This is a genomic window from Polaromonas sp. JS666 (genome assembly GCF_000013865.1).
Lineage (GTDB): Bacteria > Pseudomonadota > Gammaproteobacteria > Burkholderiales > Burkholderiaceae_C > Polaromonas.
In genome coordinates this window covers 3,107,862-3,120,484 of sequence record NC_007948.1, presented here as the reverse complement: position 1 = coordinate 3,120,484, position 12,623 = coordinate 3,107,862, and the positions used below count along the sequence as shown (strand labels likewise).

The 12,623-nt window shown below is 62.6% G+C and carries 13 protein-coding genes; 2 read left to right on the top strand and 11 right to left on the bottom strand.

Annotation, left to right across the window (positions count from 1 at the left end; translation table 11 throughout):
- Positions 1-252: 252 nt before the first annotated feature.
- From BPRO_RS14735 to lexA, 5 genes are all read right to left on the bottom strand, one after another.
- Positions 253-1,032, bottom strand: a complete 780-nt coding sequence (locus BPRO_RS14735) for an oxepin-CoA hydrolase, alternative type (RefSeq protein WP_011483870.1) — start codon at positions 1,030-1,032, stop codon at positions 253-255.
- 162 nt (positions 1,033-1,194) lie between these two features.
- A complete protein-coding gene (locus BPRO_RS14730) occupies positions 1,195-2,712 on the bottom strand; it encodes a 3-hydroxyacyl-CoA dehydrogenase (RefSeq protein ID WP_011483869.1) in 1,518 nt (505 codons plus the stop codon).
- 592 nt (positions 2,713-3,304) lie between these two features.
- Positions 3,305-4,312, bottom strand: coding sequence for a D-2-hydroxyacid dehydrogenase family protein (locus BPRO_RS14725; RefSeq protein WP_011483868.1), 1,008 nt, complete (start codon positions 4,310-4,312; stop codon positions 3,305-3,307).
- A 193-nt stretch (positions 4,313-4,505) separates the two neighbouring features.
- Positions 4,506-4,874 carry a hypothetical protein gene (locus BPRO_RS14720; RefSeq protein WP_157045806.1) on the bottom strand — a complete coding sequence of 123 codons (369 nt, stop codon included), beginning with the start codon at positions 4,872-4,874 and terminating at the stop codon, positions 4,506-4,508.
- A 149-nt stretch (positions 4,875-5,023) separates the two neighbouring features.
- Positions 5,024-5,728 (bottom strand): transcriptional repressor LexA, encoded by a 705-nt coding sequence (gene lexA, locus BPRO_RS14715; RefSeq protein ID WP_011483866.1) that lies wholly within the window; start codon positions 5,726-5,728, stop codon positions 5,024-5,026.
- Positions 5,729-5,868: 140 nt separating this feature from the next.
- On the opposite strand from lexA, the gene BPRO_RS14710 reads away from it, so the two are divergent.
- Positions 5,869-6,819 carry an asparaginase gene (locus tag BPRO_RS14710; protein WP_011483865.1) on the top strand — a complete coding sequence of 317 codons (951 nt, stop codon included), beginning with the start codon at positions 5,869-5,871 and terminating at the stop codon, positions 6,817-6,819.
- A gap of 51 nt (positions 6,820-6,870) precedes the next feature.
- Here BPRO_RS14710 and adk read toward each other — a convergent pair whose 3' ends face one another.
- From adk to BPRO_RS14680, 6 genes are all read right to left on the bottom strand, one after another.
- Positions 6,871-7,527, bottom strand: coding sequence for an adenylate kinase (gene adk, locus BPRO_RS14705; RefSeq protein WP_011483864.1), 657 nt, complete (start codon positions 7,525-7,527; stop codon positions 6,871-6,873).
- A gap of 185 nt (positions 7,528-7,712) precedes the next feature.
- Positions 7,713-8,480: a 3-deoxy-manno-octulosonate cytidylyltransferase gene (gene kdsB / locus BPRO_RS14700; RefSeq protein ID WP_041389857.1), complete on the bottom strand. Its 768-nt coding sequence runs from the start codon at positions 8,478-8,480 to the stop codon at positions 7,713-7,715.
- 28 nt (positions 8,481-8,508) lie between these two features.
- Positions 8,509-8,691, bottom strand: coding sequence for a Trm112 family protein (locus BPRO_RS14695; protein ID WP_011483862.1), 183 nt, complete (start codon positions 8,689-8,691; stop codon positions 8,509-8,511).
- Positions 8,672-9,703: a tetraacyldisaccharide 4'-kinase gene (lpxK, locus tag BPRO_RS14690; RefSeq protein ID WP_041388843.1), complete on the bottom strand. Its 1,032-nt coding sequence runs from the start codon at positions 9,701-9,703 to the stop codon at positions 8,672-8,674. The genes BPRO_RS14695 and lpxK overlap by 20 nt, the downstream gene beginning before the upstream one ends.
- A 63-nt stretch (positions 9,704-9,766) precedes the next feature.
- Positions 9,767-10,195, bottom strand: a complete 429-nt coding sequence (locus BPRO_RS14685; RefSeq protein ID WP_011483860.1) for an ExbD/TolR family protein — start codon at positions 10,193-10,195, stop codon at positions 9,767-9,769.
- A 127-nt stretch (positions 10,196-10,322) separates the two neighbouring features.
- Positions 10,323-10,961: a MotA/TolQ/ExbB proton channel family protein gene (locus BPRO_RS14680; protein ID WP_011483859.1), complete on the bottom strand. Its 639-nt coding sequence runs from the start codon at positions 10,959-10,961 to the stop codon at positions 10,323-10,325.
- A gap of 338 nt (positions 10,962-11,299) precedes the next feature.
- On the opposite strand from BPRO_RS14680, the gene xseA reads away from it, so the two are divergent.
- Positions 11,300-12,610, top strand: a complete 1,311-nt coding sequence (gene xseA, locus BPRO_RS14675) for an exodeoxyribonuclease VII large subunit (RefSeq protein ID WP_011483858.1) — start codon at positions 11,300-11,302, stop codon at positions 12,608-12,610.
- Positions 12,611-12,623: the final 13 nt, after the last annotated feature.

Sequence of the window (12,623 nt, the reverse complement as noted above, 5' to 3'; positions counted from 1 at the left end):
AGGCACGCCCCTTGCGCCACCCCGCTGTCACCTCGGCGTCGCGGGGGACGCTCGCTGTTCAAACCTGTCCCCCAGGCACGCCCGATGCGGCCGGGACTCCCGTGATCCCGGTGTGGCGGGGCGAGCGCGCTGCAGATGAGCCTCATCTTTTGGGTATCGCTTCCCATGCAAAGCAAGTTCTGCCACTGCGCCTTGCCATCCGTCTGGCCATGCATTGCCGCCACCGGTTGGCGGGGCAAAACCGGCGGCTCCTCAGCGGTACTGCGGTGTGCGCTTTCCCAGGAATGCGGCGATGCCCTCGCCGCCATTGCTGTGGTGCAGGTTGCGCACGAAATGGTCGCGCTCGCAGGCCAGTTGCTGGCTCAGGGTGTTTGAGGACGCCTCATTGATGAGCTCCTTGATGCTGGCCAGCGCATTGGGCGCGCGCGCATTGAGTTGCCCGGCCATCCTGAGCGCTTCACTCAGGGCATCACCCGCGGATGCGACCTTGTTCACCAGGCCCAAGTCATGCAGGCGCTGGGCGCTGATGCGTTCGCCGCCCATGAGCAGCTCGCTGGCAAGGGCGCGTGGCAGAGAGCGCGCCAGGCTCCAGCTGCCGCCACCGTCGGGGGACAGCCCGACCGTGCTGTAGGACATCACAAACACAGCGTTGCTTGCGGCGACGACAAAGTCGCAGGCCAGTGCCAGCGAAAAGCCGGCCCCGGCCGCCGCACCTTCGACTGCGGCGATCACGGGTTTGGGATAAGTGCGTATCGAGTCAATCCAGTTGTGCAGCCCTTCGATGCTCTGGGCCTGGACCTCGGGTGCCTCACGCCGGTTGGCTTGCAGGCGCTGCAGGTTGCCGCCCGCGCAAAACACCGCGCCCTCGCCGGTGATCACCACGCTGCGGATTTCGGGGTTGTTCTCGGCGGCATTGAGGGCCTCAATGCCTGCGGCGTAAATCTCCGGCCCCAGCGCATTGCGGAACTCGGGGTTGCTCAGCGTCAGGATGAGGGTCTGGCCCTCACTGGTACTTTTGATTGCGCCTGCCATGTCAGTTTTTCCAATGCATCGAAATGAGAAATAGGCAGGGACCGAGTCCCCGTACAAGTCCACTTACCAATGGGGGCCGCGGAACTGGCTTCGCCAGGCCGCAGGCGCCGCCCCCTGGAGGGGGGAAGGTGCTACACGAAGTGAGCATCCGAAGGGGGTGTCTCACTCTTCATGCATCAGGCTCAGGCCAATGGCGCCGCGGCGGCGCAGCCACGGGGAAGGGCGGTAGCGCTGGTCGCCATAGACGGTTTGCATGTTGAACAGCACCTCCAGCACGTTGGTGGGCCCGTAGCGGTCGCCCATGGCGAGCGGCCCGAGCGGGTAGCCCAGCCCCAGCGTCACGGCGGTTTCAAGATCTTTCGGGCTGCAGATGCCTTGCTGGCAGATATCACTGGCAATGTTGACGATGGTGGCCACGACGCGCTGCGTGACAAATCCGCCGCTGTCCCGTATCACGCTCACCGCCTTGCCGTCCCGGGCGAACAGGGCATGGGCGGCGTCGCGCATGTCGGTGCGGGTGGCCGGGTTGGTGGCCAGGACCCGCCGCCGGGTCGCCGCGTCATCAATCAGCATGTCTATACCCACGGTACGCGCCGGGTCCAGCCGCTCCACCACGGCCACCGTGGTGATGTCAAATCCCAGGGGCGCCACCACCATCAGGGCCTGGGGCGATGCGGACTGGCCGGTTTCGATCTTGGCGCCGAGATTTTTCAGCAATTGCAGCAACTCCGAGCGCCGGGACGCTCTGGGTGACACCCAGACCGGCGGCATCTCGGCGACCCGGGGTACGGGTGCTTCGGCCGGAAGCTGCATCACACCGTCGGCATAGCGGTAAAAGCCTTCGCCGGTCTTGCGGCCGAGCATGCCGCCTGCCAGCCGCTGCGCCGTGATCACGCTGGGGCGGTAGCGCGCTTCCTCGTAGTACTGGTGGTAAATGGACTCCATCACGGGATGCGATACGTCCAGCGCGGTCAGGTCCATCAACTCGAAGGGGCCCAGCTTGAAGCCGGCCTGGTCCCGCAGGATGCGGTCTATGGTGGCGAAATCAGCCACGCCTTCGCTGACGATGCGCAGCGCTTCGGTGCCATAGCCCCGCCCCGCATGGTTGACGATGAAGCCGGGAGTGTCCTGGGCCTGCACCGGCGTGTGCCCCATCTGGCGGGCGTAGTCGGCCAGTGCGCTGCACACCGCCGCATCAGTTTTCAGGCCGGCGATGACCTCCACCACCTTCATCAGCGGAACGGGATTAAAAAAGTGGTAGCCGGCAAAGCGTTCCGGGTGTTTGAGCGCGGCCGCAATGGCGGTCACGGACAGCGACGAGGTGTTGGTGGCAAGCACGGTTTGCGCCGACACGATGGTCTCGAGTTCGGCGAACAGGGCTTTCTTGACGTCCAGCCGCTCCACAATGGCTTCAACAATCAGATCGCAGTCCGCCAGATCGGCCAGCGTGCCGGCCGTCAGAAGGCTGGCCTTGTGGCTGGTCGCAGCGGTGGTTTCCATCCGGCCTTTTTCCACCAGCTTGTCCCACTGCGCGCAGATGGCCTCCCGCGCCTTTTCCGCCGCGCCCGCCTGGTTGTCCATCAACTTGACGACACTCCCGGCTTGCGCCGCAATCTGGGCAATGCCACGGCCCATGGCACCCGTGCCAACGATGCCAACGGTTTTGTAAATTGGTTTCATGGAAATGGATTATTACGCAGGGCCCGGCATTGCGACCGTATCAGACGCCGCAGCGGCTGATATCAATCTGGCCGGGCTGGCTGGCGCGATGAAGATAGCGACGAAATTCTGCTGACGCACCGTCGAGCCGTGCATCGGATTCGGGCCGCCTGGTCGGGTTTGATCATCCTGGAAACGGCAGTCGGACGCGTCCGAGTGCGCCGTGATCGGCGTGCCAGGCAAGGCGTGACAACGCAGCATGGCGCGCCCGGCATGGTGCCACCGGGCGCATAGCGCTGTCACCCAGAAGGTAAACGCCATCGAAGAGGGGAAAGTCAGTGGGCATGCGGCTTTCCTAAAGTTTGCGAGCGGTCAACTGCTGTTTCTAGGATCGTTGGACCTTCGCGGCATTTCAGCCGGCCCAGCCGGCCCGACAGTGCGCTGAAAATCCACGCCCGGCGTGGAACCGAACGGTTAGGCATCGACCCTGGGAACTTCCCGCAGAATTGGCCGGCAGCCCGAGCCGCGTAGCTGCATCCGACTGCGGATCGCCTGTGTGGGTGCAGCCTTGCTGAGCTTTACCGTAGCCGGTGGTGCCCGGCATCAGGGAAAATCAGCGGCGTACCTGCAGCGCACCGGGGTTGACGATGTTCGTCGGGGTTCCCTTGATGAAGTTCACGACATTGTCAAAGGCCGCCCCGAAATACATTTCATAACTGTCCTGCTCCACATAGCCTATGTGCGGCGTGCAGATGCAGTTTTCCAGCCGCAGCAGTGCGTGGCCTTGCAAAATGGGTTCGGACTCAAAGACATCAACAGCCGCCAGTCCCGGGCGTCCGCGGTTCAGCGCGGCAATCAGGGCCTCGGGCTCGATCAGCTCGGCCCGTGAGGTATTGACCAACAAGGCCGTTGGTTTCATACGCGACAGATCTTCGAGGGTCACGATGCCGCGTGTTTCATCATGCAGCCGCAGGTGCAAACTGAGCACGTCACTTTGTTCGAAAAATTCGGCTTTGCTGTCGGCAATTTCAAAACCGTCAGCCTGCGCCCGCTCCAGCGATGCTTCCCGGCCCCAGACGATCACGCGCATGCCAAACGCCCGGCCATAGCCTGCAATGATTTGTCCGATCTTGCCGTAGCTCCAGACGCCCAATGTCTTGCCCTTGAGGACTGAGCCAATACCAAAATTGGGGGGCATGGATGCGGCCTTGAGGCCAGCTTGCTGCCAGGCGCCGTGCTTCAAGTGCGATACATAGTGGGGAATGCGTCGCATCGCGGCCATCACCAACGCCCAGGTCAGCTCGGCAGGTGCGGTTGGTGACCCCACGCCTTCCGCCACCGCAACGCCGCGCTCGGTGCAGGCCGCAACATCGATATGGCTACCGACGCGGCCGGTTTGGGCAATCAGCTTGAGTTTGGGGAGTTTTTCAATCACCTGCCTGTTTAGCTGGGTTCGTTCGCGAATCAGCACGATTACGTCGGCATCCTTGAGCCGGACGGACAGCTGGCCTATGCCTTTGACCGTGTTGGTGTAGACCTTGGCAGGGTAGGCGTCCAGTTTCGCGGCGCAGTTCAGTTTTCGCACTGCATCCTGGTAGTCATCGAGGATCACAATATTCATGCCGATATTGTGCCTGCAAGATTTTTCTTCCCTTCGGACAGGGGCGCCCGAAAGCCGTCAACTTGTATCGGAAGGCAACCTGTCCCCCTGCCCGGGCTATTCAAGGGGTCAGTGGGTGCATTGCGCCGCTGCACCACGGCGCCACGGCACCACCATGGCCAGCGGATTGGGCCGGCTCGAAGGTAAGCACGCTTTACTGGACTGCGGTCTCGCGCTGAGCCATGCGCTCGAGTTCTGCACAGACATCAGACATGCGACCCGATATGACCATGCGGCCAGCGCAAGCAGGGCCGACGGCAGCGTCAAACTCGCGCACCACCTTCAAGCGGCTGGAGCCGGAGGTTTTTGCTGCCGCGGCATGTGCAGCGGCCGCGCGCCGCCGGGAGGGAATGCTGCCGGGCTTGAAGGGTACGGCCAGCTGGTGAGGTGCGCGCCGGGCGCGAGCTGGGGTGGCAAACGGGTCTGAAGCGGACTGCGCAGTCACAAACCACGCCGCCAAGGCTTGCATGGGGGCGAGTAAAACCGAGAGCACGGGTGAATTTGAAAAACTGACGATTCCCATGATGAACTCCTGAATTAGAGGGGCTTGCACCCCAATGTTTACAGGCAGGATTTCGGACTGGCTAATCGCCAGTGGGGCCGCAACGCCAGGGTGTTGGTCAATCAATGACCAAACGCCCGCCACCTGTCGCGCGGCCGGAAAGGGGTTGACTAGATGAGCATGGTGTTGCGGATCAAACCGACGGCCAGGCCCTCGAGCTCGAAGGGCTCGCCGGGCTCGACCACAATGGTTTTGAAGTCCGGGTTCTCAGGCAACAATTCAATCAGATGCTTGGTGCGCCTAAAACGCTTGACCGTCACTTCGTCGCCGATACGGGCCACGACAATTTGGCCGTTCCTGGCTTCCTTGGCCTGCTTGACGGCCAGCAGATCGCCGTCGATGATGCCGGCGTCCCGCATGCTCATGCCACGCACCTTGAGCAGGTAATCGGGCTGTCGCTGGAACAGGCTGCTTTCAAAATAATAGGTCTGCTCGATGTGTTCCTGCGCGAGAATCGGGCTGCCAGCAGCAACCCGCCCCACCAGAGGCAGGGCGAGTTGGGCCAGGCTTTGCAACGGCAGGGAAAACTGTTTGACTCTGGATTCGTGGATGGAGCGCAAGGTATCGCTGCGCAGGCGTATGCCGCGCGAGGTGCCGCTGACCAGTTCAATCACGCCTTTGCGGGCCAGGGCTTGCAGGTGCTCTTCAGCGGCGTTGGCAGACTTGAAGCCCAATTCGTTGGCGATTTCGGCGCGGGTTGGCGGCGCGCCGGTGCGGGTGATGGCGCTCTGGATCAATTCCAGGATTTGCTGCTGCCGTGCCGTGAGCTTGGGACCTTCGGAGGATAAGTGCGAAAAATCGTTCAATATGCTCATGACCAGGACTCCTTGGTTTCTCAGGTTGAGTGCGCCGGGCAACCCGGGGTTGTCGCGTGCGTCATCTGTTGTAGTGACCTGTTTTAATATCCAGTAACTGTATTTTCATCCAGTTTTTAAAAGAACGCAAGTCCCTCCATATGAATCGTCAAACCATTGTGATTTTGGGTACCGGCGGCACGATTGCCGGTCGCGCAGCCTCGGCCTCGGACAATATCGGTTACACCGCGGCGGAAGTCGGTATTGAGCAGCTGGTGGCGGCGATTCCCGGGCTGGCCGATGCCGGCCCATTGATCGCCGAGCAGGTTGCGCAGCTTGACAGCAAGGACATGAGCTTTGCCGTGTGGGCGAAACTGGCCGGACGCGTCAACCATTTTCTGGCGCAGCCTGATGTCGCAGGGATCGTTGTTGTCCACGGCACCGACACGCTCGAAGAGACCGCGTATTTTTTACAGGCAGTCTGCGGTCCCGCCAAGCCGGTGGTGCTGACCTGTGCCATGCGCCCGGCAACGGCCCTGGTACCGGACGGCCCGCAGAACGTGCTCGATGCCGTGGCCGTGGCCCGGCACTCCGGGGCGAAAGGGGTGGTGGCCGTCTGCGCTGGCTCCGTCCACACTGCGCGGGACGTGCAGAAGGTGCATCCCTACCAGGTGGACGCGTTCAGTTCGGGCGACGCGGGCCCGCTGGGCTATGTCGAGGAGGGTAGCCTGAGGTTATTGAGGAATTGGCCTGAAGCTGACGCAAGCCGGGCGCCGGACGCCACGAAAATAATGGCAGCCCTCGACGACGCCACGGACTGGCCGCATGTTGAAATCGTCATGAGTCACGCCGGTGCCCGTGGCGCCGTGGTGCAAGCCCTTATGCAGCAAGGCGTCCGGGGCCTGGTTGTCGCCACTACGGGCAACGGCACCGTACATCAGGCACTGGAAGCTGCTTTGCTCAAGGCGCAGGCCGCCGGCGTCAGCGTGGTTCGCGCAACGCGCTGCCCCAATGGCCGGGTGTTGCCCAAACCGGGTGATCTCATTCCCGATTCGCAGGGGTTGAGTCCGGTGAAGGCGCGGATAGACCTGATGCTTCGTTTGCTGGGCTGAGGCCCGGCGCCATGCCGTCTTCAGGATGGCCCGAAGGCCTTTCGGGTCGCCTCAGCTTGACAGGGCCTGGAAGGCTCTTTCGGTGATCTCATCCACACCGCCCATGCCGCTGATGGCGCGGTATTTGGGGGCTGCCTGGGGCGAAGTTTTTGCCCAGCTTGAGTAGTACTCCACCAAGGGGCGGGTTTGCGCGCTGTACACCTCCAGCCGCTTGCGCACGGTCTCTTCCTTGTCGTCTTCGCGCTGGATCAGCGGCTCACCGGTGACGTCGTCCTTGCCTTCGACCTTGGGCGGGTTGTATTTCACGTGGTAGGTGCGGCCCGATGCCGTGTGTGAGCGGCGCCCGCTCATGCGCTCGATGATGGCTTCAAAAGGCACATCGATTTCAAGCACGTAGTCGATCTTCACGCCGGCAGCTTTCATGGCGTCGGCCTGGGGAATGGTGCGGGGAAAACCGTCAAACAAGAAACCCTTTGCACAGTCGGGCTGGGCGATACGTTCCTTTACCAGGTTGATGATCAGGTCATCACTGACAAGCGCGCCAGCATCCATGATTTTTTTGGCTTCAACGCCCAACGGGGTTCCTGCCTTGACGGCTGCACGAAGCATATCGCCGGTGGAAATCTGGGGAATGCCGTATTTTTGGCAGATGAAGGTCGCTTGCGTCCCTTTTCCTGCGCCAGGCGCGCCCAACAAAATCAGTCTCATGGATGTCCTCGGATTTTTATGAATTCAGGAAGGCAACCCGGGAGTCCGGCGCGCCGGTATCTCCATGGGCTGCTTGTCAGGTGTTGAGGGGCACGTCACGCAAACCTCACGCCTGTTTCTTGTGCAAGGATAGCATGCACGCCCCTGACGGCAGCTTACACAGCCGGTGCAGGCTGATCGGGCTGCTATGGAAAGAACTGGCGTGCCCTGGCCAGGTCTTCCGGCGTATCCACACCGGGGCCGGGCGCTTCATCGGTAATGTGCACGGCAATCCGGTGGCCATGCCAGAGCGCGCGCAGCTGTTCCAGCGACTCCAGTTGCTCCAGCGGGGCCTGGGGCAGGGTGGGAAACTGCCGCAGGAAGCCGACGCGATAGCCATAGATGCCGACGTGGCGCAGCGGTTTGGGCAGCTTGCAGCCCTTTTCGCCATCTTCCCACCAGGGTTTGCCGGCAAAGTCCCGTGCCGCGGGGATGGGCGAACGGCTGAAGTACAACGCGGTCTGGCGCGCATCCAGCACCACCTTGACCACATTGGGATTGAGCAGGTCAGCCATCTGGTCAATCGAATGCGCCGCCGTGCTCATCGCACAGTCAGGGCGTTCATTGAGCAGGCGCGCCACCGCGTCGATCAGGGCCGGGTCGATCAGGGGCTCGTCACCCTGCACATTCACAACGATGTCATCGTCAGCCAGGCCGAGTGCGGTGCAGGCTTCAGCCAGCCGGTCGCTGCCGCTGGGATGGTCGGCACGGGTCAGTACCGCTGCAACGCCAAACGCCGCGCATTTGTCGATGATGTCGGTGCTGTCGGTCGCGACCACCGTGCGGGCAGCTGTGCTTTGCATGGCACGCTGCGCCACCCGCACGACCATGGGTGCGCCGCCCATGTCGGCCAGCGGTTTGTTGGGCAGGCGCGTGGAAGCCAGGCGGGCCGGGATGAGGACAGTGAAGCGCATGCTCATGCGGGCAGGAAATTGGCAAACATCACAGACCCAGTTCCTCATCGGTCAGGGTTCGGGCTTCGCTTTCCAGCAGCACCGGCAGCCCGTCGCGTACCGGGTAGGCCAGCCGTGCGCTGCGGGAGATGAGTTCCTGTTTTTCACGGTCGTAGACCAGCGGGCCCTTCGTCACGGGGCAGACCAGCAATTCAAGCAGTTTGGTATCCATGGCCTGATGGTAATTGAGAAAGCAGAGGCGCCAGGAGTGCATCAAGCGCCGCAAAAAAAGCCGGTTCGGGCGAAAACACCAGGGGAACGGCCAGAAGCTGCAAGGAGGCGAGGCCCGGCTTGCCAAACAGCTTGACGGCATCTTTTTCGGTGCACAGCACGGTCTTGCCTGCGCAGGCCGCGAGATCGCCGGCGCCAAAATCGTGGTGATCCGGCAAGGACAAGGTCTGCTCCAGCACCAGGCCGCGTGCCCTGAGCATGGCAAAGAAGGCTTCGGGATTGGCAATGCCGGCCAGTGCCACCAAGGTGCGGCCCCGCAGCGCGGTTAACGCGATCTGGCTGCCATCGGCAGCGATGGCATGGTCGGCGAGTTGCCGGCCGGAGGTGAAGCCTTCAAAAGCCGGCTTCAGGCCGGTGTGCAGCACCAGGTCAAGGCCTTGCTGCCTGCGCCCTGGCCACGGTTCGCGCAGTGGGCCAGCCGGCAGCAACCAGCCGTTGCCCACGCCCCGGTCGTCAAACACGGCAATTTCAATATCTCGCTGAAGGGCGTAGTGCTGCAAGCCGTCGTCGCACACCACGACGGCCGTGGAGGGGTATGTCGCCAGCAGCCGGCGCACGGCATCCGCTCTTTTTTTGGCGACAAAAACAGGCGCATTGGTTGCGCGCTTTATAAGGGCCGGTTCATCACCCGACTGGGCCACTGGTGTTCCGATGCTCACCTCAAGACTTTCATGGCTGGACCGTCCGTAGCCGCGCGACACCACGCCGACTTGCAGGCCTTGTGCCTGCAAATGCCGGACCAGCGCCATCACCAGTGGCGTCTTGCCTGCACCACCGGCCACGACATTGCCGGCCACGATCACGGGAACCCCAAAACGACAGGATTCGAGAATGCCGCTGCGGTACAAGGCGCGGCGCAGGCGTACGGCCTGGCCGTGGAGTTGCGCCAGCGGCCACAGCAGACGAGCCAGCCAACCCCGTGTGAGCCAGGTCCTCAACAGGAGGTTTTTCACGCGTTTCTCGCCATGTTGTTAAGGAAGAGCCGGTTAAGGAAGAGCCGGCAAGAGCCCGGAAATCTATTTCGCGCCGGCCATGGCGCTGCTTTGGGTGGCAAAGGTGATCTGCGTCAGCCCCTGGCGGCGGGCCGCTTCCATGACGGTGATGACCGCCTGGTGCGTGGCGCTGGCATCGGCGCTGATGATGATGATGCTGTCCTTGCCGGCTTTGGCCGCTTCGACCAGTGCCGCACCGAGCACCCCGATCCCGCGGCCTTCCACCAGGGTCTTGTTGACCATGTAGCGGCCATCGCTGCTGACTGCGACGATCACCTCTTTGGGGTAGTCGCGCTGCTGTTCAGCGTCGGCTACCGGTAGTTTTACCTGCAGTTCGGTGAACTTGCTGTAGGTTGTCGACAGCATCAGGAAGATGAGCACAACAAGCAACACGTCGATAAAGGGGATCAGGTTGATCTCCGGTTCATCATGCGGGTGAGGGCGAAAGTTCATAAGGGGCTCCCTTTAAACGCAGTGGCAAGCGTGGGGGCCATTGAACGCAGCGAAGGGCCGCCCCGAGCAAGTTCAGCCCCCTCGGGGGGCAGCGCAGCACACGCAGTGGCAAGCGTGGGGGCCATATTCATTTCCGCAGCGTATTGAGGTGGCGCACGAAGCGCTCCGCAGCCAGCTCCATCGTGAGCAGGTAACCGTCAACCTGGGCCCGGAAATAGCGCCAGAAAATCAGGGATGGTATGGCCACCATCAGCCCGAATGCGGTGTTGTACAGGGCGATCGAGATACCCTGCGCCATCTGCACCGGGTTACCGCCGCCGGAACTGCTGACGCCGCCGGCACCAGCTTGGGCGCCGAAAATCTCGATCATGCCGATGACGGTGCCCAGCAGTCCCAGCAAGGGCGCAGCAGAGGCAATGGTGGCCAGGGCGGCCAGGTAACGCTCCAGCTTGTGGGCTGCCTGGCGACCGGCTCCCTCCAGGATGGAGCGCAAATCGTCCTCGCTGATCCGCGGGTTGGCGTTCAGGGCACGAAACCCGCTGGCCAGCACCTCGCCAAGAACCGAGTTTTGTTCCAGTTGCGACACCACCTCTGGCGCCGGTACGGCGGAACGGGAGACCGTGATGGCTTCGTCAAGCAGTCTTGGCGGCGCGACCTTGGGGGTTTTCAGGCTGGTAAAACGCTCAATGACCAGCGCAAGCGCCAAGACGGAGCAGGCAAGCAAAGGCCATATCGGCCAGCCTGCGGCTTGTATGATCGAAAACAATGCACATCTCCAGGCAAATAATTTGTCTGGATTATGGCCCACCAAATCCGGGCCGCTGTTTTATGTGTGGCCCGCAAACCTGTTTCAAAAATGGCGTTCCTGTAAGACTTAACTCACAGAACATGTGGATAACTTTGTGAGCAAGTAGGCGCCATGGGGTTCGCGAGCCGCGCCAGATCGGGCTTGTGACAAAACGATGAAAATTTGAGCAGAATTAAGTTATTCAAAATCAATGAGTTACACGAATTCATCGCGATGTCCGAGTGCAATTGCGGCCTTCTTCCACGCCAGGCCATGCGCTGTGGAGTATTGCCCCTTGGTTTTCAAGGGGTTTGGCCTTGTTTGACGCGTCGTCCCGTCCCGAAAAACCGCCGGTCCCGGCACGCGAACCCGGCGTTCGGGTCTGGCCGGTGGGCTCCTTGCTGCGGGCCATTGCAGACAGCCTGGAGGCCCGCTTCAACCCGGTTGCCGTGCAGGGGGAAATTACTGGGTTTTCGCGCGCGGCGAGTGGGCACTGCTATTTTTCGCTGAAAGATGAGCAGGGGCAGGTTCGGTGCGCCATGTTTCGCCGCGCGGCCAGCCTGCTCGACTTTGCGCCGCGTGACGGGCAACTGGTCGAGTTGCGGGGCCGGCTGGGTGTTTATGAGCCGCGCGGCGAGCTGCAGCTGGTCGTCGAATCCATGCGGCAGGCAGGGCAGGGCAACCTGTTTGAGCAGTTCCTGGTGCTCAAGGCAAAACTCGAAGCCGAGGGCCTTTTTGACGCGGGCCGCAAGCGGGCGTTGCCGATGCTGCCGCGCGCCATTGGGGTCGTCACCTCGCTGGGCGCTGCGGCCCTGCATGATGTGGTGAGCGCCCTGCAGCGCCGCGTGCCGCACATACCGGTGGTGATCTATCCGGCCAGCGTGCAGGGCGGGCAGGCCGCCGGGGAATTGCGCGAAGCGCTGCTCAAGGCCTACCGGCGTGATGAGGTGGATGTCCTGCTGCTGGTTCGCGGAGGCGGGGCCATGGAGGATTTGTGGGCCTTTAACGACGAGCAACTCGCACGCACGATCGTGAGCTCGCCGGTGCCGGTGATCAGCGGTGTGGGACACGAGACGGACTTCACCATTGCCGATTTCTGTGCGGATGTGAGGGCGCCTACCCCGACTGCTGCCGCGGAGCTGTGCGCGCAGCCGCAAACTGTTTGGCTGGATACCCTGGGCCTTGTACTGCAGCGTATGCAACGCGCGGTGGACCGGCAACTGCAGTCGCACGCCCAGCGGCTGGACTGGGCCGCGGACCGGGTCAGCCGGCCATCGCATCTGGTGACCCGCCAGCAGGCGCGGCTGGCCGGGCTTGCGCAAAACCTGCGGCACGCCATGCGGTCCGCCCTGACGCACGAAACGCTCCGGGTGCAGGCACTGGGCGCGGAACTGCCCCGGGAGGTTGCGGGAAGCCTGCAGCACAGCCGGCAGCGGGTTGAGCGTGCGCAGTTGCGTCTCGAACTGCTGGACCCCAAGCTGGTCCTGCAGCGCGGCTACGCCTGGCTGGCGGACATGCAGGGCCACCCCATCACCCGAGCAAGGGCAACGCATCCAGGGCAGGCTGTTCGCGCTACCCTCGCGGACGGGGAGGTCGATTTGACCGTCTCTGCACCCCGCCTCATTTAGTTTTTACAATGGC